Below are 18,434 nucleotides of genomic sequence, written 5' to 3'. Positions count from 1 at the left end.
AGACGGCACTTTCAACATTGTCACGAATAAAGGGGTCCATTTTTCAAAATCGATTATTATTACTGCAGGAAACGGCGCTTTCCAGCCCCGCAAGCTGAAATTGGAAGGGGAAGAAAGATTCGAGGAAGCGAACCTGCACTATTCTGTTCAGAATCTGGGGCAATTTGAAGGCAGAAAGGTCGCTGTTTTCGGCGGTGGAGATTCCGCAGTCGACTGGGCGATGATGCTTGAACCGATCGCAGAGAAAGTGATGATCATTCACCGCCGTGATAAATTCCGTGCGCATGAGCACAGTGTTGAATTGCTGCAGCAATCAAAAGTTGACATTTTAACGCCGTATGTGCCTGTTGAGCTCAATGGAGATGAAAGAGTGGAAAACGTGGTCGTTCAGGAAGCAAAGGGCGAAGAGAAGCTTAAGCTTGAAGTGGATGACGTACTGGTGAACTATGGCTTTATCTCATCTTTGGGGCCGATCAAGGACTGGGGCCTGGAAATCGAGAAGAACTCCATCCTGGTGAATTCCAAAATGGAAACAAACATCGAAGGCATTTATGCGGTCGGAGATATTTGCACGTATGAAGGAAAAGTGAAGCTGATCGCAACTGGATTCGGCGAAGCGCCGATTGCTGTGAGCAACGCGAAGGTCTATATGGATCCGACAGCGAAGCTGCAGGCCCTCCACAGCACAAGTGTTATGGGAGAGCGTGAGGATAAAGATGATGCAAAAAAGACATTAATCAATCATTGACATCAAAGAAGGAGTTATTCATATGGCTTGTTATACAATCGTTAACAGGGAAACGTGTATTGCCTGCGGGGCATGCGGGGTAGTGGCACCTGATATTTTCGACCATGATGAGGAAGGGATTTCTTTCAGTAAGTTGGACAGCAACCAAGGAATAACGGAAGTGGATGAAGCCCTCATTGATGATTTGGAGGATGCTTGTGAGGAATGTCCATCCGACTCTATAAAAATATCGGATCAGCCATTCAACGGAAATCCTGAGCAGTAATTGCTTAATGAAAAAATACCCTAGCGACGGCTGGGGTATTTTCATTCAACTAAGGGTTTATACTTCCTGATCAATCTTGCCGCTCTGGATTGGCTGATTTTTAAGCACTCAGCCACTTTTCGTGAATTTTTATATCGGTGATAAGTTTCCGTGATGATCTTTCTTTCCAGTTTTTCCAAAGATTCATCAAAGGAAATGCCAGAGGAGTCTTCTGGAATGATGATTTCTATTTGCTGCAGGTTGGCAGGGATATGATCAATTGTTATCAGGTCATCGGATACCACAACAAGCTTTTCTATCAGGTTTTCCAATTCTCGGACATTGCCGGGCCACTGATATTCTTTAAAAAAGCGATAGACTTCCTGATCAATGCGGCGATTGATTTCATATTTGCTATTAAATTTTTTCAAAAAGTAGTTGGCCAGAGGGACGATATCACTTTTTCGTTCCCTCAATGGCGGCACTTTTACATCCATTACATTTAACCGGTAATAGAGGTCTTCCCGGAATTCATTCTTCTTGACCATCATCTTGAGGTTTTTGTTGGTGGCAGTGATTATGCGGATGTCGACCTTTTTGGATTTTGTCTCGCCAATGGGAGTGAATTCCCTATCCTGGATGACATGAAGCAATTTTGCCTGTATGTTAAGGGGCAGTTCCCCAATTTCATCAAGAAATAAGGTCCCGTGATTGGCCGCTTCAATCAAGCCGATTTTCCCTTTTTTATTGGCGCCCGTGAAAGCACCGTCCGTATACCCGAATAGTTCTGATTCCAATAAGTGTTCGGGAAGGGCCGCACAGTTGATCACAACAAAAGGCTCATTATTCCGCTTGCTCTTTTGATGAATATATCTTGCTAGAAGCCCTTTTCCTGTCCCGGATTCCCCATACAGCAGGATGGTCGTGTCAAACAAAGCGACCTTTTCAAGCGTTTTAATTAATCCTTTCATTTCATGGTTTTGAGAAATCAAATCAAGGTAAGGATTATTGACTGTTTCCCTTTTCATGTTTCTGTATAATTGTCCATTCTCTCTAATCATCAATAAGAAATATTTAACTTGTGATTCTTCCAATTCCAATGGAATGGCCGTAACCGCCATGGTTGCTTTATTTTTGTATGTAAACGAAAAAACATTCGGCTTCCTTTTGTTAAAAAGAGAAGTGGTGACTCCCGCATTGAACCATTCTTTTTCATAATCGGACAGTTTTTTTCCTGTCAATTGCGGACCTTCAACTGCGAAAAGGCTTTCAAACATCTGGTTTACTTCGAGGATATTGTGTTTGTCATCCGCTATTAATATAGCATCTGATGAACATCCAACAATTGCTCTTAATAGATCACTATCATTTTGAATGCTTTTTCGGCAGTTGAACGACATGTAAATAACCTCCTACATTCAATTATTATTTAGCTTCGCTTATTAATTCATTCAGCTTGCTAAACACTTTTTCTCTGAGCTCTGATTGAATAGGGGCGAGTCCGAATAGTTCTGAAAACCACAATCCATCAGTCGCCAGCCGGACGATTGTTGAGATGACCGGGTCAATTTGATCATTTTCCAACTGTTCTTGCCAATTCTGGTAGTTTTCTTTGGCCGGTTTCAGAAGTTCAGGATTATTAACAAGTGCAGCAAGCAAGGCAACGACAAACTCATTTTCATCCTTATCATATTTCAAGAAAGTGGTTTTTAAATAAGAGCGCGTAGTCCCGCCTGGAAGTTGATCCTTCTCATGCTCCTGGTTAATCTGATGATCAAATTGGTCAAACATCTGTTTTAGCATTGCCTCTATCAGGTTTTCTTTCGTAGGGAAATGATAGAAAAGGCCCCCCTTGCTCAATCCTGCTTTTTCAGCAACCGATTCCATTGTCATTTTTGCAATCCCATCATTTCTGACCAATTCACAGACTGCCTCAATAATCTTATCTTTCGAATTTTTTTTTCGGCTCAAAGCTTTCACTTCCCAGTAGTCTAATAATTTTGTTAAATAAATTATACCGACTGGTTGGTGCAGTTGTCAATCTTTCAATAAATGAAAGTGCTTACCGGAAAAAACTAACTATTTTTTGTATTATGATTTATAATATATATGAATATATGTATTTTGATTTTTATTATATATACATTATGGGAAGGAGCAGAAAATTGACAGCTAATACAAAGAAGAAGGTTCAAAATTATATTGAAGAACACAAAGACGAGCTTGTGAAAGCTATTGTCAAAGCAGTTCAAATCCCGAGTGTAATTGGTGATGAAAATGCCATGGCGAATTATATGAAGAAAAAGTATGAAGAGATTGGATTGAAAGTGGTCGAGGTTTATCCCGAATATGAAAAAATCCAAAACCACCCTGCTTTTAGCAGTTCTGGTTTGCCGTTTGAAGGCAGAAAAAATATTATCGGCATTTGGGAAGGCAAAGAGGAGGCGCCTTCATTAACGCTTAATGGACATATTGATGTTGTTTCACCGGAACCGGTTGAAAATTGGACAAAGGATCCATGGGGCGGCGAAATCGAAGGTAATAAACTGTATGGCCGAGGATCAGGTGACATGAAGGCAGGGCTCATGGCTAACTGGTTCGCCCTGAAAGCGCTTTTGGATTTGGGGATCAAGCCGAAAGGTAAAGTGATGCTTCAAAGTGTGATCGAAGAGGAGGCAGGCGGTGCGGGAGGTACACTCTCTTGTCTGGAAGACGGCTATGTAACTGATGGTTTTATTGCAACTGAACCTCATGCTTTAAGACTGACTGTTGCCCATGCCGGCGTCATGTATTTTCGGGTAAGAGTGCTTGGAAAGACAGCTCATGCGGGTATGGCGCATTTAGGTGTGAATGCAATCAGTAAAATGTACAAAGTATACAATGAGCTTGAGGAGCTTGCTGAAAAGAGAGCCAAAGGGGTTTACTTTGAACTGTTCCATAAAGGTTCAGGCCAATCTGTTCATATGAATCTCGGTACGTTAAAGGGGGGCGACTGGGCATCCAATGTTCCGGGTGAAGCAGTACTTGAATGCAGGGTTGGTTTCATCCCCTCAGAAACACGTGCAGAAATAAAGGAACTGATTGAAAGGACGGTTCAGGAAGCTGCAAAAGGCGATGAATGGCTCGAAGAGCATCCACCAGAAGTAGAATGGTACGGATGGACTACGGAAGCCTGGAATCAAGACCCCGAAGATCCATATGTCAAAGCCTTTAAAAAGACGGCGGAAGACGTTTTGGGGAGAGAAGTGGAAATTGCTGGACGTGCTGCCGGAAACGATGCACGTTTCACACAATATTATGACAAGCCCGGTCTTGTTTTCGGACCAAGATGCTCCAACATGCATGGGCCGGACGAATATGTGGAAATTGACAGTGTCATAGATACTGCAAAAGTGTTTGCCGCACATATCATCGATTGGTGCGGTGTGGAAGAGGACTGAATCAAGGAACCCCTGACTTATACAGTCAGGGGTTTTGTGTGTGAAATAGTTTGCTGGACGAGCTTGAGTTAAATAAGCGACTTAATAACTGAAACCGCAGCTATTCCGAATGCCATGGCAATCACAAACTTTAACGCCTGTTTCATCAAGAAAGCCTCCTTTGATTATTAGTCAACCATCCGCTTACGAAAGACGATTACAGTCAGGGCAGAGATGACAATGATCCAAATAGCGATAATGGCTAAGTTTATAAGAGCATCTCCAAATCCTGCGTTATTTTCTATTTTTGTCGCTATTTCAAGCAATTGGATGTTTGGAAGGTATTCGGCCACTTTTAAAATGGGATACTTTTCGGCCAAAGTGGTGACAAAAGTTCCAAACGAAAAAATGATAATGAATGGAAGAATGAGGACGGAAGCTTCCATAACCGATTTTGCATACAAGCCTAATAACGTACCTAAGCCGAGATAAAAGAGCGATGACAGAATGATTGCAGCAGCCACAATTCCGATGTTCTTTGGGTTGTAATCCAACAGGAATGCACTCAGAACAATGATAAAAATTGTGAAAAAGAAAGACAATAAGCCTTTTCCGCTCAAAATTTCTGCGGTTGTTGCCGGTGATAGCATCAATCCTCTTAATGTGTTCTTTTCTTTTTCTTCTGCAATCAGACAGCACTGAACAAAGGCTGCAACCATGACGAATGCCATATTGAAAATCATGTAATATGATTCAATGGTGTCGACACCCATGCGGCCATAAAAAGCGGCAAGGATCGGCGGGAAAAATAGGATAGTGGATACAGCAAAATTTCGAGAAAAATCCTTGTAGTCCTTTATTAATATTGCATTTACACGTCTCCAAGAAAATGTCATGACAATTTCCTCCCTGTCACTTGTATGAAAATATCTCCTAAAGTCGGTTCATTTGAATGAATTCTTGACACTTGATTTGTTTTCATTAATTCGAAAAGCTGCTGTGCCCCTTCTGCACCTATCGGAACGGTGATTTTCTGCTCATTTGACATCTCTACTGTTACCGTTTCGTCAGAGTATTTCTTCTTCAGATTATCTGGAGTATCCAATAGCTGGATTTTCCCTTTATTTAAAAATGCAACACGGTCACAAAGGGTGTCGGCCTCGTACATATCGTGGGTTGTTAAAAAAATGGTCGTTCCTTTGGCATTTAGCGCTCGCAATCCCTCATATATATGAAGGGTATTCGTTGGGTCCAAGGCCGAAGTCGGTTCATCCAGAAAAAGAAGTTCCGGCTCATGGAGCAGCGCACGGGCCAAAATAACCCGCTGTTTCATCCCTTTGGATAATGTAGAAACTTTTTTATTTTTATCTTTTGTGAGATTAACAGTTGCTAAAGCTTCCTCTACTCTTGAACAGGGAACATCATATAAATCACAATAAAGCTTTAAATTATCGTTGACTGATAATCTTTCATACAAACCGCTATTGTCAGTCAATACGCCAAATCGCTTCCGGTAATCCGACTGTTTTAATTTAGAAACAGGCTCTCCGAAAACGGATGCTGAACCGGTTGTGGGATTCATTTGACCCGTTAAAATTTTTATTGTTGTAGTTTTACCGGATCCGCTTGGTCCTAGAAAGCCAAAGATTTCCCCTTTCTTCACTTGAAAATCAACACCAGCAAGAGCGGGTTGATCGGCGAAAATTTTAACCAAATCCTTCACTTCAATCATACTTTCCATATCCCTTCACCTCAAAAAACGTTTTGTCGTTCGTATGTTATCTTCAGGTTACAGGGAAATAATGCACCAGGCATTAAAAAAAGAACGAAAAGAGTTATATTCAATGTGAATGGAGCAAAAGGGAAGTTGAACCAATCCCTTTTTGCTAGTTTAGTTAAGTCGAAGAATTTGAATGGCGTAAAATGCAGGTAAATAGAGAAGATAATCGACATATTTCCCAAGAAATAATTGTAGTTTCTACATTATTTTAGACCAAGCATTTCCTTCAATACCGTCATTTTTGATTTTGAGAGAGGAATGGTTGATTTGTTGGCATCCTCCAAAACAAGGCTGTAGCTGTTCCTTGTCCAAGTAATCACTTCGCGGACTTTTTGCAGGTTTACGATATAAGAACGGTGACATCGGAAAAAACCAAAAGGTAATAACCTGCTTTCCAATTCCTGTAGAGTAAAGTCGCTTGGAAAAGCTTCGCCTTTTATATGGATAAAGGATTGCCCTTCGCTGCTTTCAATATAATCAATCTCCGGAGGGTTGAAGAGGACAATTTTATCCTTTATTTTCGTTGGGATTTTTTTGAACTGAACGGGTTGGATCATATCTGTTTGGTGTTCCTCTTCCAATTGTTCCTCAAGCGATTTAGGGTCGCCGCTTTCGACCTGAATGGGGGACAACCCGTTCTCGTCGAGTTTATAAACCTTATCGGCAGCTGTAACCGCACTTTCCATATTGCCCGTAAGGATCAGGATTGCTTTTCCCGATTGCCGAAGTTCATGAAGGAGAGAAAGGAATATTTGTTTTGACTCCAAGTCCAGGTTTTGATCTGGTTCTTCCAAAATATATATGGCAGGGTTTTGCAAGAGGAGGCAGGCAAACTGAACTCTTTTACTCTCTGAATATGACAATTTATGAATCTTTAATTTCCGCTTTTGATCCAGGTGAACTGCTTTTAATGCTTGATCAATATTTTGATCGGATTCATATAAACCTTTTATAAACTTGAGCATTTCTTCTACAGAAAGCCGTTCATATAATGGTCCATTCAAAAATAAAAAGCCAATATCTCTGGATGCCTGTTTTAAAGGGGCCGGGCCAAATCGAATTTCTCCCTGAGAGAGCGCCGTTTTTCCAAGAAGCAAATGAATCATCTGCTCCCTGACATTCACACTGGAATAAAGTGCGGCAACCTGTCCGAGGTTGACAGTCAAGTCGAAGGAAGGGAAGACGAGTGTATCATGAATTCTTTTCTCTGCATTAATAAATTTCAGTTCCAATTTCCGATCCTCATTTCTCAAAATCTATATATGAATTATATCAGAAGTTGGTTTGAAGGCAGGAAAAAACCCAAGCCTGTTCCTAGCCTGGGTTCCTCTCATCCTATTAATCTTCCACTAGGGGATAGACTCCTTCTTCATCATGCGTCTCTCTTCCGGTCAGCGGTGGATTGAATACGCATATCATTCTCATATCTTTGGTCGCTCTCAAATAATGCTCATCATTTTTATCAAGAGCATACATTGTTCCATCTTTGATCGGATACACTTTTCCATCGGAAATGGTTTCGATTTCACCTTCTCCAGCCACACAATATACAGCTTCCAAGTGATTTTTATACCAAATATGCGTTTCTGTTCCCGCATATATAATGGTGTCGTGATATGAGAAGCCCATATTATCATCCTTTAACAGCAGGCGGCGGCTAACCCAGTTATCAGCTTTAACTTCATTTTCTGTTCCAATTACTTCTTCTAAAGTTCTTACAATCATTTTTTCATCCCCTTTGTCTAATTATTCAGAACAGCTTTGATACTATCTTCCACGATTTGAAAGCCACTTTCAAGTCCTTCCTGGTCAATTGTCAGGGGAGGAAGAAATTTGAATACTTCTCCTTCAGGTCCTGAAGTCTCCATAAGCAGTCCACGCCTAAAAGCTTCCCCACATATTCCTTCAGAGATTTCCGTTTTTTTGCATGCTACACCTTGCATGAGGCCACGTCCTCTTTTTTCAGCGTTTAGCTGGGGGTATTCGTGAATGACATAGTCAACAAATGAACTCATCATTTCGGCTTTTTGGGCAATTTCTTGTGAAAATTTGTTCGTTTCCCAGTATTTTAATGCTTCAGTGGCAGTGATAAAAGCCATATTGTTTCCGCGGAAAGTCCCGTTATGTTCACCCGGCTCCCAAATATCGTATTCGCTCTTTATAAGGGTCAATGCCATTGGAAGACCGTATCCGCCAATAGATTTCGACAGGCAGACAATATCCGGGGTGATTTCCGCAGGTTCAAAGCTGAAGAATGTTCCAGTTCTGCCACAGCCCGCCTGTACATCATCAATGATCAACAATATATCGAATCTTCTGCATATTTTCTCTATACTTCTCAACCATTCATAGCTTGCAGCATTGATTCCACCTTCTCCTTGGACGGTCTCCAAAATCATGGCCGCCGGAAGGTCGATTCCGCTGCTGCTATTTTCCAAAAATGCTTCTATATATTCGATGGAGCTGTTGTTCTTTACATAGTCATCAAAGGGCATGAAGACGCTGTTGTTTAAAGGAATTCCTGCTCCGCCTCTTTTCGATGCATTTCCCGTTACGGACAAAGAGCCAATCGTCATTCCGTGAAATCCGTTTGTAAAGCTGATGACTGTATTTCTTCCTGTGACTTTTCTTGCAATCTTTAAGGCACTTTCGACAGTGTTTGTTCCAGTCGGTCCAGGAAACATCACCTTATAGTCCAGATTTCTAGGTTTTAATATTACCTCATTAAATTTTTTGAGGAATTCTCCTCGAGCAACCGTAGCCATATCCAGGCTGTGGGTGATGGCATCTTCTTCGAGATACTTGATGAGGAGCTTTTTCATTTTTTCATTGTTATGCCCGTAGTTCAAGGCACCTGCGCCTGCAAAAAAGTCGATATATTCCTTATCATTGATATCCCACAATTTGTAGTTTTTAGCCTTTTTAAAAACGGTGGGGAAGCTTCGGCTGTAACTCCTGACTTTCGATTCATATTGTTCAAAAATCTCCATGGCAATAGCCGGCGTGTCAGAAATAGTTGACGACATAAAAGTACACATACCTCCAGAAATTTTATTTCAATGGTCCAATTCGATACGCAATCTCCCGTTCATGGGAAGGGTCTGGAAATTGCTCTTCGCTGAAACACTCATATTTCGAATACTTGGTTTCCAGTTTTTTTGCCAATCCTTTAAATAGATTATTGGACGGCACGTTAGTTGGAGTGACAGTTGCCTCCAAGAAGCGGATATTTGTGCTTTCAAGCCTCTTGATCAGCTTGAGCAGTAAAGTCGTAGCCAATCCTTTTCCTCTTTGGGACTGGTCGACAACGACTTGCCATATAAACAGCGTATCAGGTGCGGTTGGCTGAAGAAAACCGGAGATAAAGCCGACAATTTTGCGGTCAACTACTGCTACAATGGACGTTTTATTAAAATACTTGCCCCACATTAAATAGCTGTACGATGAATTGACATCAAGAACCTGAGATTTTTTGACGAGTTCATATATCTCTCTGCCATCATCGGCTGTTGGTTCCCGAAAGTATATCGTGGCTGACTTCCTTCCACTCACAGAGGGTTTTTCTTTTATTTTACTGATTGTTTGTTCACCTCCTCTTTCTTACAGGATGTATATAATCATATCGGGAGAGATATGTAAAATCAAAACCAATCAGCTATGTTGTAAACGGTTTAATCGTAATGAGTCACAGACTGCTTTAAATAATGTACGATTTACTTCAAATTCCTTCCATATGGTCTGAAATGGTCCCTTACAAGAATTAATTCTGAATAGAAACAATTATCTCCCCATTTGTCAAGCTGAGTAGTATGATATGAAGTAAGCAAAAAATTAAAAGGGGAGAGGTGCATGGGTGAACAAATCAGAGCATTGATAAAAGAGCAGAATTATTTTTCAGCAGATGATGATTTGAAACGAATACAATTGGTTCAGGAGCTATTGGCCGCAAGGTTTCCCTTTGAAAATCTTGATGTGCTGTTAAAAGTGGAGACGCCCATTACCCCAAGGTTTATTGAGGAAAAGATGCTGCAGCATGGTCGAGGAGGACTCTGTTATGAGTTGAACGCACTTCAGCACCTTATTCTTAGGGAGCTTGGTTATAATGTTTTTTTGTCATCAGCTACTGTTTCGTCAGGGAATGGCTGGGCAGAGGACCGTACCCACGTTCTGAATCTTTTGTACAGGGAAGAGAAGTTGTATGCGATCGACAGCGGGTTTGGAAGCAACCTCCCATTACACCCTATTGAATTGGATGGCCCGTTTGTTACTTCCCCTGCAGGAAGCTTCCGTCTTTGTACACTTAAAACTGAAAAAGGCACCATTGCATTTCAATCCAAAAATGAACAGGGGTGGGAAACCCGTTATGCTTTTTATCCTGAAAAGGTTGAGTGGAAAGATTTGAATCGTATTAAAAAGGAAATCCATAACAGTGCCCGCTCGTTGTTTAACCGGGAATTATTGATGGCTCGATTGTTGCCGGAATCAACTCTTTCCGTGAACGAAGATCGCCTGCAAATCAAGGGAGGGAAAAACGGGAACCAAAAGCTCCATTTTTCAACTTATGATGAGATGCTGGAGTCCATTAAAGTAAATTTCCCAGAATCTATTTATCAGGCTGCTGTTCAATATGTACATACGAAAAGGGAAGGGATGGAAAATGCTTAAAAAGCTGGAGGGACTTTTGCAGGAATACGGTTATTTTACAGTGAAAGGTGATTTAGAACGAATTCGGATTATACAGGAGATGTTTGCTGAACTGTTCCCTTTTGAAAACCTTGATGTTCTGCTGGAAGTGGAAGACCCGATCACACCTGAGTATGTGATAGAAAAGATGCTGGAGGGAGGGCGTGGCGGAGTTTGCTATGAACTTAATTCGTTATTGCATATTGTGTTGAAAGAGATGGGGTTTGATATAATCCCGGCATGTGCAACTGTCTGGTCCAATGAAGGCTGGATCATTGACCGTACCCACTCCATCAATTTATTAAAAAAGCAGAATAAGGTTTATTTGATCGATGCAGGGTCCGGGAACAATCAGACATGTCAGCCTGTGGAACTGGATGGAACCACAGTCAGTTCTCCAGCAGGAAGGTATCGGCTGAGAACTGAAGAAACAGAAAGGGGAACGGTCGTCCTTGAAGCATGGTCTGAAAAAGGGTGGACATTGAGATATTCTTTTTTCATGGAGCCAGTTGGCTGGGAAGACTATAATCGTATAAAAAGGATGATTCATTACCATCACGAATCTCCATTTAATAAAACACTATTGGTTGCCCAGACACTAACTGATGGCATCATCTCTATAAATGAGGAACGTCTAAGGAGAAGATGGGTGAACGGAAAGGAAAAGCGTATTCCGTTTTCATCCGATGAAGAGATGCTTCAAGCGGTTAAAGAACATTTTCAACCATCCATTTATAAGGCTGCTCTGAAGTACGTTGAAAAAAGGAATTTTGAAAAATTCATATTGAAAGAAAGATAACAGCCACGACCTTTTCGGAAACGTGGCTTTTATTTGTATATAAATCATTGAATTGCAGATAGACCTACTAATACATTTGCATTTTGCTGGGTCCTTCTTCAGATTCAGTCGACAGGGGGAAATTGGTACCTGTTGGTCGATGGACAGGCACCTTGTTTTTCTACTACATTCCATGCCCCGGGTTTTTATTTTGCCTTGAGTGATTTCTATTTTTAACCTTATGGGAGCCGCTCAAAGGCTTTGGCTGATTCGATCCCTGCTGTTTCTTTTTAGATTCTTTTCCCATTTCTGACACCTCCATGTATTAGTATGTCTGCTGTTGCTCTTTTTATTATCAGCCCCGGCAAAGGTGTTTTACCTGCAGTTGACTGAAATCCTAATGGAAAGCGAAGAACCGATAAACAGTGTAAACAATTCGACATATGTGATAGGAAATAGGAGGATATTCCATGAATGTTGAGTATCTTGTATGTGAAGTAGCTCTCATGCTATGAGAGTCCGCTTAACCGTAATTAAATCAATTATATGCCGTTTGAACGTCATAACCTGTTCACGTAGACTGTTATACAAAGCATTTTCAATTACCGCTTTCTGTTTAAATATAGGCAGGGATTCAAATTATGCATTTTGGACGGAAATACGGTGGATTGCGCTTTCACTTATTGGAATATTTTGAAGTGAGAAAAAAGAGGGGGTACTTATTTTGAAGAAAAGGTTAGTGATAGCTGTAATCGGCTTGTTAGTGATACTCAGTGCCTGTGGTAATAGTGGCGAAAGCACAGGCGGAGGAGGTACGAAATCCGAAGGGTCTACGCTTGACCGCCTTAAGGAAGAGGGTAGGGTGAAACTCGGTGTGGCGAATGAAAAGCCTTATGGCTATAAAACTTCCGATGGCGAAGTGACAGGAGTGGCTCCCGAAATCACAAAGGCGGTCTTCAAGGAAATGGGGATCGATACGGTTGAGGGGGAAGTAACGGAGTTCGGCTCCCTGATTCCCGCTTTGCAGGCAGGGCGTTTTGACGTTATCACCGCCGGTATGGATATCCGTCCGGAACGTTGTGCGGAAGCAGCGTTTGGTGATGTGGAAATCCGCTATGGGGAAGGCATGGCCGTCCAAAAAGGAAATCCAAAGAAACTGAACAGCTACGAAGACATCGCCAAAAATCCGGATGTAAAAGTATCCATCATGGCAGGAGCGAATCAGCATGAATTTTTAAAGGAGCTTGGCGTCAAAGACAATCAGATTGAAACAGCGGACAGCATCTCCTCCAACATCGCAGCGGTAAGCTCAGGCCGTGTGGATGCGACGGTGATGACGGAAGCAACGCTCCGCGAGGCAGTTGCGTCAGCAGACGAGTCCAAAGTGGAAGAGGTCAAGCCGTTTACGCAGCCTGAAATTGGTGGAGAAAGCGTGATGAGCTACGGAGCCGCTGTATTCAGAAAAGAGGACAACGAACTGAGGGAAGCGTATAACGCGGAATTGAAAAAGCTGATCGATTCAGGGAAGATCCTTGAAATTTTTGAAGAGTTCGGATTTGGGGAGGACAACCTTCCGGATGACGTAACAACGAAAGATCGCTGTTCGAAATAAAAAAATGTTGATTACAACTTAGATCAGGAGTCCCTTGTGTAAATACATGGGGGATTCTGCATCTTAGAAGTGAAGGGACTGTATGATGATTGATACGTATCTGATGTTTTTGCCGGAATTATTGCGCGGAGCTTGGATAACGATTAAAGTTCTCCTGCTGTCCGCTGTTTTTGCCTTTCTTTTCGCGTTTGCCGCAGGCCTTGGCCGGGTATCGCGTTTTTGGATCATCCGCTTTCTCATGGGTGCTTTGGTGGAACTGTTCAGAGGGACGTCCCTCCTTGTTCAGATGTTCTTTTTCTATTTTGCCCTCCCGGCTTTCGGGATGGAGCTTTCCCCTTTCGCCGCGGGGGTCCTGGCTTTGAGTCTGAACTACGGAGCTTACGCGTCGGAAATCGTCCGGGGAGCGATCCTGTCGGTGCCCGGCGGACAGACGGAAGCGGGTATCGCTCTGAACATGTCCCGGTGGCAGCGCATGAGGCTTGTCATTCTGCCGCAGGCATTCCGCCTGATGCTTCCGGGATTCGGGAACAATGCGATCGAACTGCTCAAAGGGACGTCGCTCGTCTCTTTGGTCACTTTGGCAGACCTGACGTTCCAGGGCAGGATCTTAAAGGATAACTACACAGGGGATCAGGTGGAGATCTTCACGCTGCTGTTGCTTCTTTACTTTGTCCTGGCGCTGCCGCTCATTTTCGGAGCGCGCTGGCTGGAGAAGCGGGCCGCGAAGGGGGTGGCGGCCAGATGACATGGGACTGGAATTTTGCCATCGAGATTTTTCCGAGGATTTTCAAGGCGATGTGGATCACGCTCGGTGCCACCGTGGCTGCTTATTTGATCGCTCTGACGTTGGGTCTTGTCCTTACGCTCCTTCGGCGGAGCGGATTTGTCCCGCTTCGGTGGCTGACGGTCGGCTTCATTGAATTTGTACGGAGCACACCACCGCTTGTGCAATTGTTTTTCCTTTTTTACGCTTTGCCGGAGATCCCGTATATCGGCTTTTCACTCAGCCCATTCATGACAGGAGCTTTGGGGCTAGGCATCCATTACAGCACTTATGTGTCAGAAATTTACCGTTCGGGGATCGAATCGATCCCGAAAAGCCAGTGGGAGGCGAGCACGGCGCTGAACTTTTCCCGGGCGCAGACTTGGATAAAGGTCATTCTGCCGCAGGCGATTCCGCCGGTCATCCCGATGCTGGGGAACTATCTGATCGTGCTATTCAAGGAGACACCGCTTTTGTCGGCGATCCTCGTTGTCGAGATGCTGCAGACCGCTAAAATCATCGGCTCGGAAACATGGCGGTATCTCGAGCCTATCACCATCGTGGGGCTGCTGTTCCTGCTGCTTAGCTATCCGGCGTCACTGCTTGTTCAGCATGTAGAGAAGAAAGTCAATAGAAGCCGCGGAAGACAACAAACGAGTAAAGGAGTGAGCGCGTGATGACAGCGATGCAGGATGCGATCCGTGAGGAAGTGAAAGGCGTGCCGGAATCCGGACTGGACCGGCCGATTGTCCGCTACCGGGATATCCGGAAATCGTTCGGGGATTTTGAAGTCCTGAAAGGCCTGGATCTGGATATCAAGCAGGGGGAGAAAATCACAATCATCGGGCCAAGCGGCTCGGGGAAGACGACGATCATCCGTATGCTCATGACGCTGGAGAAGCCGACATCCGGAACGATCGAAGTGGATGGAGAGCCGCTTTGGCACGAAGAGGTCAAAGGGGAGCTCGTCCCCGCTCGTGAAAAGCATCTGCGCAAAGTGCGCGGGAAAATCGGCATGGTCTTTCAACAGTACAACCTGTTTCCGCATATGACTATATTGAAGAATGTAACGGAAGCGCCGATCCATGTGCTTGGCATGTCAAAGAAAGAGGCAAAAGAAAAGGCGCTGGCGATGCTGGAGAAAGTGGGGCTCAAGGATCATGTACACAAATATCCGATCCAGCTGTCCGGCGGACAGCAACAGCGGGTGGCGATTGCCCGGGCGCTCGTCATGGAGCCGAAGGTGATGCTGTTTGATGAAGTGACATCGGCTCTTGACCCTGAACTGGTCGGAGAGGTGCTCCAAGTCATCAAGGATATCGCACACACGACGAACATGACCATGATCCTTGTGACGCATGAAATGGACTTTGCCCGTGAAATCTCCGACCGGGTTGTCTTTATAGACAAGGGGAAGATCGTGGAGCAGGGACCGCCTGAGCAAGTATTGGAACATCCGAAGACGGAGAGACTTCAGACATTTCTGCAGCATTTTCGCAATGGATATTAAGAGAAAGCATGTAAGGGGAAACTCCATTTCCTTGCATGCTTTTTGCTGTGAATTTTACATGCTATTTCATACCTGATACCTTACTTAGCCAATTCAGTTGGCGTAGGAAAATGTGCCGAAACTTTCATGCATAGATGACATGTCAATCTACAAGGTGACCTTGTCTAATAGCAGAGCTAATGGTAATATGAAAGAAACCATACTAGTTTCTTTGGTTTCCTGTAGTTTTTTATAAAGGTGTGAGATAGATTAAAGATCGTATCTTAGAGGGATTTCGAAAAGAAATTCAAAGGCAGGGCATTAGATTTTCGATGGACGATCTGGCATCCAGGCTGGGTGTGAGTAAAAAAACCCTTTATAAGTATTACTCATCAAAAGCTGAAATACTGGATGAACTGATTGATTTAGCTATTGAAAATATGGAGGAAAAAGCTGCTGTTATCATCAACAATGAACAGTTATCCCTCGCCGAAAAGCTGAAAGGTGTCATTGCGGTAATTCCGGATCAACAGGAACTAACAGATATGAGAACGCTGAATCAAATAAAGAAATACTTCCCGGAGCAGTGGGAAAAATTCGATAGCTTTCTTCAGAGTGATTGGGAAAAAATCCGAAATTTAGTTGAACTGGGAATTAAAGAAGGCATCATAAAAGATTTTAACGTGTCTGTAATAATGAAAGTCATTATTACATCCATCAATACGACAATTGATCAAAGTTTTTTCTTGGAAAATCAAATAACCCCTGAAGCTGCATTAAAAGAAATAGTTTCCATTTTAATGGATGGTCTTTTGGAGAATTAGGAGAATAAATGATGATCATATCTTTTATTCTTTTTTCTTTTAAATTCGAAAACTTGAAATACACATTTAGTTTCCGGTGTGGTAAATTTCGTTTCTAGGTGGGAGTTATGTATAAAAGTTGTTTTATCCGTTTCAACAGCTATTATGAGGCTTAAACAAGAAAGTTATATGGAAAATACTGCTTTCCGGTTCTAGGAATGCCGTTTGGTACCTGAGACGAATTTAAGAACTTAGACTGGTCAGAAGCCGTGTAAAAACGGTTTGATTGATAGATGATTAAAAGAAAGGATGATGATATGACTCAAAAAGCTGATATTATTATCACAAGCAATGCGGTTTTTACGGGGCTTTCCAGCCATCCGGAACCTGGGTCTATCGCCATAGTAAACAATAAAATTACGGCCGTTGGGACTGAAGAGGAAATCAGCCGTTATAGGGGGAACGAGACGAAGGTCTACTCTTATAAAGACAAGCTTGTTATGCCTGGTTTTCATGATTTCCACCTACACATTATGTATGGAGCTTTGGCATTGACGAGCGTTGATTTATTTGCCGCCCGTTCAGAGCAGGAAGCACTAGACATGATTAGTGAATTTGCTCTGGAGAACCCACAAAATCCATGGATTTTTGGCTTTACTTGGGACTCCGGTTATTGGGAGGATCAACAATTGCCAGATAGATATTCTCTGGATCGTATTCTTCCTGACCGGCCAGCAATCATGTTTCATGCCGAGGGCCATTATGCATGGGTAAATTCAAAAGCTTTGGAAATTGCAAACATTACCAGTTATACAAAGAACCCTTCTTACGGCATCATCGATAAAGACCTCGAAGGGGAACCGAATGGAATTTTATATGAAAAGGCAATGGCTCTTGTCACGGACCATGCCTTTCGTTTTAACAAAGAGCAAAAAAAAGAAATGTTCATTCGATTCCTTAATCATGCAGCCAGCCTGGGTGTTACTGCTGTTCATGATTTATATGCATCAGAGTCTCTTGAAGCTCTCGATGCTTATGACCTGTTCAAGGAATTTGAAGATGAAAAGAAGTTAACAACCCGTATCCATTTGTGGCCAGTTTTAGACGGTGATTTGGAGCGAGCCAAACAATTACGCGATACGTACCGATCAGATAAGTTGAAAATGACGGGACTGAAACAATTTATTGATGGTGTAATAACTTCCCGTACAGCTTATTTGCTTGAACCTTATGCCGACCAGCCCGACACAAGGGGCGACACGTCCCTCCCTCCGGAAGTAATCAAGAGGTGGACTGTTGAAGCAGATAAAGAAGGATTCAGCATACGGTTTCATGCTATAGGGGACGGGGCAATCCGCCTTGCTTTGGATGCATATGAAGAGGCGAAAATCGTAAATGGAGCAAGGGATTCCAGACATTCAATCGAACACACAGAAGTGATTCATCCTGATGATATCCATCGTTTTAAAGAGCTTGGAGTTACTGTTTCGATGCAGCCTGACCATTTCGCGATGTCTGAACGGGGAGTCTATACAGATCGAATTGGAGATGAACGGGAAAAATACGTCTTTTTAATTAACACGTTAATGAAAACCGGAGCAAACACAGCGTTCGGCACCGATTTTCCTATCGATTCCCTTAACCCTCTTTTGCAAATTTACCGTGCGGTCACAAGGATTGACAGCAGTGGAAAGGATGTATGGCATCCCCAAGAACGGATTACACTATCCGAAGCGTTGAAAGCTTATACATCCGGTTCGGCGTATGGAACTTTCAGGGAAGACGAGCTTGGCACACTAGAACCAGGCAAGCTCGCTGATATTGTTGTATTGAAACAAAATATTTTTGACATACCTGTAGAGGATATTCCGACCACGGGAGTGGAGCTTACAATCGCTGACGGGGACGTCGTTTATGAAGACTCCGGATCACCGGTTAATCAATAAGTAAGAAAAGAACAGGGATACCAAACCCTGTTCTTTTCTTATTTTAAAAACGAACTTTTATTCGAATGATCATGCAACATGTCCTGCTCCGGCGGACATGTTGTTAGAGTTTAGCGGAAAAGGTGCATCAATGCATCAAACGAAATCGCTGTCTAGGGTATAAACCCTA

At 42.9% G+C, this 18,434-nt stretch carries 20 protein-coding genes; 11 read left to right on the top strand and 9 right to left on the bottom strand.

Going from position 1 to position 18,434, the window contains the following annotated elements; translation table 11 throughout:
* The coding region (locus C509_RS24020) for an NAD(P)/FAD-dependent oxidoreductase (RefSeq protein ID WP_018707627.1) at positions 1-748 on the top strand (748 nt) is incomplete at its 5' end.
* Positions 749-770: 22 nt separating this feature from the next.
* Complete coding sequence (locus C509_RS0114390; protein WP_018707626.1) at positions 771-1,013, top strand: ferredoxin; 243 nt, start codon at positions 771-773, stop codon at positions 1,011-1,013.
* 41 nt (positions 1,014-1,054) lie between these two features.
* Here C509_RS0114390 and C509_RS0114385 read toward each other — a convergent pair whose 3' ends face one another.
* A complete protein-coding gene (locus C509_RS0114385) occupies positions 1,055-2,392 on the bottom strand; it encodes a sigma-54 interaction domain-containing protein (RefSeq protein WP_018707625.1) in 1,338 nt (445 codons plus the stop codon).
* 25 nt (positions 2,393-2,417) lie between these two features.
* The gene (locus C509_RS0114380) at positions 2,418-2,963 is read right to left on the bottom strand and encodes a TetR/AcrR family transcriptional regulator (protein WP_018707624.1); all 546 of its coding nucleotides are present in this window, start codon (positions 2,961-2,963) and stop codon (positions 2,418-2,420) included.
* A gap of 194 nt (positions 2,964-3,157) precedes the next feature.
* On the opposite strand from C509_RS0114380, the gene C509_RS0114375 reads away from it, so the two are divergent.
* Entirely contained in the window at positions 3,158-4,432 is a 1,275-nt protein-coding gene (locus C509_RS0114375; protein WP_026319874.1) for an ArgE/DapE family deacylase, read from the top strand.
* A gap of 167 nt (positions 4,433-4,599) precedes the next feature.
* Here C509_RS0114375 and C509_RS0114365 read toward each other — a convergent pair whose 3' ends face one another.
* From C509_RS0114365 to ectA, 6 genes are all read right to left on the bottom strand, one after another.
* Positions 4,600-5,307 (bottom strand): ABC transporter permease, encoded by a 708-nt coding sequence (locus C509_RS0114365; RefSeq protein ID WP_018707622.1) that lies wholly within the window; start codon positions 5,305-5,307, stop codon positions 4,600-4,602.
* A complete protein-coding gene (locus C509_RS0114360; protein ID WP_018707621.1) occupies positions 5,304-6,152 on the bottom strand; it encodes an ABC transporter ATP-binding protein in 849 nt (282 codons plus the stop codon). The genes C509_RS0114365 and C509_RS0114360 overlap by 4 nt, the downstream gene beginning before the upstream one ends.
* Positions 6,153-6,394: 242 nt before the next feature.
* Positions 6,395-7,423, bottom strand: coding sequence for a LytTR family transcriptional regulator DNA-binding domain-containing protein (locus C509_RS0114355; RefSeq protein ID WP_018707620.1), 1,029 nt, complete (start codon positions 7,421-7,423; stop codon positions 6,395-6,397).
* 106 nt (positions 7,424-7,529) lie between these two features.
* The gene (locus C509_RS0114350) at positions 7,530-7,916 is read right to left on the bottom strand and encodes an ectoine synthase (protein WP_018707619.1); all 387 of its coding nucleotides are present in this window, start codon (positions 7,914-7,916) and stop codon (positions 7,530-7,532) included.
* Between the two features lie 17 nt (positions 7,917-7,933).
* Positions 7,934-9,217 (bottom strand): diaminobutyrate--2-oxoglutarate transaminase, encoded by a 1,284-nt coding sequence (gene ectB / locus C509_RS0114345; protein ID WP_018707618.1) that lies wholly within the window; start codon positions 9,215-9,217, stop codon positions 7,934-7,936.
* A 25-nt stretch (positions 9,218-9,242) separates the two neighbouring features.
* A complete protein-coding gene (gene ectA / locus C509_RS0114340) occupies positions 9,243-9,743 on the bottom strand; it encodes a diaminobutyrate acetyltransferase (protein WP_018707617.1) in 501 nt (166 codons plus the stop codon).
* A gap of 297 nt (positions 9,744-10,040) precedes the next feature.
* Between ectA and C509_RS0114335 the strand changes: the two genes are divergently transcribed.
* Positions 10,041-10,856, top strand: coding sequence for an arylamine N-acetyltransferase family protein (locus C509_RS0114335; RefSeq protein WP_018707616.1), 816 nt, complete (start codon positions 10,041-10,043; stop codon positions 10,854-10,856).
* Positions 10,849-11,673: an arylamine N-acetyltransferase family protein gene (locus C509_RS0114330; protein WP_018707615.1), complete on the top strand. Its 825-nt coding sequence runs from the start codon at positions 10,849-10,851 to the stop codon at positions 11,671-11,673. Before C509_RS0114335 ends, C509_RS0114330 begins: the two co-directional genes overlap by 8 nt.
* Positions 11,674-11,836: 163 nt before the next feature.
* Here C509_RS0114330 and C509_RS0114325 read toward each other — a convergent pair whose 3' ends face one another.
* Positions 11,837-11,959: a small acid-soluble spore protein P gene (locus C509_RS0114325; RefSeq protein ID WP_018707614.1), complete on the bottom strand. Its 123-nt coding sequence runs from the start codon at positions 11,957-11,959 to the stop codon at positions 11,837-11,839.
* A gap of 417 nt (positions 11,960-12,376) precedes the next feature.
* Between C509_RS0114325 and ehuB the strand changes: the two genes are divergently transcribed.
* From ehuB to C509_RS0114295, 6 genes are all read left to right on the top strand, one after another.
* Positions 12,377-13,264 (top strand): ectoine/hydroxyectoine ABC transporter substrate-binding protein EhuB, encoded by an 888-nt coding sequence (gene ehuB, locus C509_RS0114320; RefSeq protein WP_018707613.1) that lies wholly within the window; start codon positions 12,377-12,379, stop codon positions 13,262-13,264.
* Between the two features lie 85 nt (positions 13,265-13,349).
* Positions 13,350-14,009: an ectoine/hydroxyectoine ABC transporter permease subunit EhuC gene (gene ehuC, locus C509_RS0114315; protein ID WP_018707612.1), complete on the top strand. Its 660-nt coding sequence runs from the start codon at positions 13,350-13,352 to the stop codon at positions 14,007-14,009.
* Positions 14,006-14,704, top strand: a complete 699-nt coding sequence (gene ehuD, locus C509_RS0114310) for an ectoine/hydroxyectoine ABC transporter permease subunit EhuD (RefSeq protein ID WP_018707611.1) — start codon at positions 14,006-14,008, stop codon at positions 14,702-14,704. The genes ehuC and ehuD overlap by 4 nt, the downstream gene beginning before the upstream one ends.
* Positions 14,704-15,537 carry an ectoine/hydroxyectoine ABC transporter ATP-binding protein EhuA gene (gene ehuA, locus C509_RS0114305; RefSeq protein ID WP_018707610.1) on the top strand — a complete coding sequence of 278 codons (834 nt, stop codon included), beginning with the start codon at positions 14,704-14,706 and terminating at the stop codon, positions 15,535-15,537. Before ehuD ends, ehuA begins: the two co-directional genes overlap by 1 nt.
* Before the next feature lie 248 nt (positions 15,538-15,785).
* A complete protein-coding gene (locus tag C509_RS0114300) occupies positions 15,786-16,340 on the top strand; it encodes a TetR family transcriptional regulator (protein WP_026319872.1) in 555 nt (184 codons plus the stop codon).
* A 296-nt stretch (positions 16,341-16,636) separates the two neighbouring features.
* Entirely contained in the window at positions 16,637-18,265 is a 1,629-nt protein-coding gene (locus C509_RS0114295; protein ID WP_018707608.1) for an amidohydrolase, read from the top strand.
* Positions 18,266-18,434: the final 169 nt, after the last annotated feature.

The organism is Siminovitchia fordii DSM 16014 = CIP 108821 (assembly GCF_000374565.1).
GTDB classification, from domain to species: Bacteria; Bacillota; Bacilli; order Bacillales; family Bacillaceae_C; genus Siminovitchia; species Siminovitchia fordii.
This window is presented reverse-complemented; position numbering and strand designations above follow the sequence as displayed.

Coding starts and splice junctions, on each gene's coding strand:
- C509_RS0114390 (WP_018707626.1), top strand. CDS start 771: ATGGCTTGTTATACAATCGTTAACAGGGAAACGTGTATTGCCTGCGGG.
- C509_RS0114385 (WP_018707625.1), bottom strand. CDS start 2,392: ATGTCGTTCAACTGCCGAAAAAGCATTCAAAATGATAGTGATCTATTA.
- C509_RS0114365 (WP_018707622.1), bottom strand. CDS start 5,307: ATGACATTTTCTTGGAGACGTGTAAATGCAATATTAATAAAGGACTAC.
- C509_RS0114360 (WP_018707621.1), bottom strand. CDS start 6,152: ATGGAAAGTATGATTGAAGTGAAGGATTTGGTTAAAATTTTCGCCGAT.
- C509_RS0114350 (WP_018707619.1), bottom strand. CDS start 7,916: ATGATTGTAAGAACTTTAGAAGAAGTAATTGGAACAGAAAATGAAGTT.
- ectB (WP_018707618.1), bottom strand. CDS start 9,217: ATGTCGTCAACTATTTCTGACACGCCGGCTATTGCCATGGAGATTTTT.
- C509_RS0114335 (WP_018707616.1), top strand. CDS start 10,041: ATGGGTGAACAAATCAGAGCATTGATAAAAGAGCAGAATTATTTTTCA.
- C509_RS0114330 (WP_018707615.1), top strand. CDS start 10,849: ATGCTTAAAAAGCTGGAGGGACTTTTGCAGGAATACGGTTATTTTACA.
- C509_RS0114325 (WP_018707614.1), bottom strand. CDS start 11,959: ATGGGAAAAGAATCTAAAAAGAAACAGCAGGGATCGAATCAGCCAAAG.
- ehuC (WP_018707612.1), top strand. CDS start 13,350: ATGATTGATACGTATCTGATGTTTTTGCCGGAATTATTGCGCGGAGCT.
- ehuD (WP_018707611.1), top strand. CDS start 14,006: ATGACATGGGACTGGAATTTTGCCATCGAGATTTTTCCGAGGATTTTC.
- ehuA (WP_018707610.1), top strand. CDS start 14,704: ATGACAGCGATGCAGGATGCGATCCGTGAGGAAGTGAAAGGCGTGCCG.
- C509_RS0114295 (WP_018707608.1), top strand. CDS start 16,637: ATGACTCAAAAAGCTGATATTATTATCACAAGCAATGCGGTTTTTACG.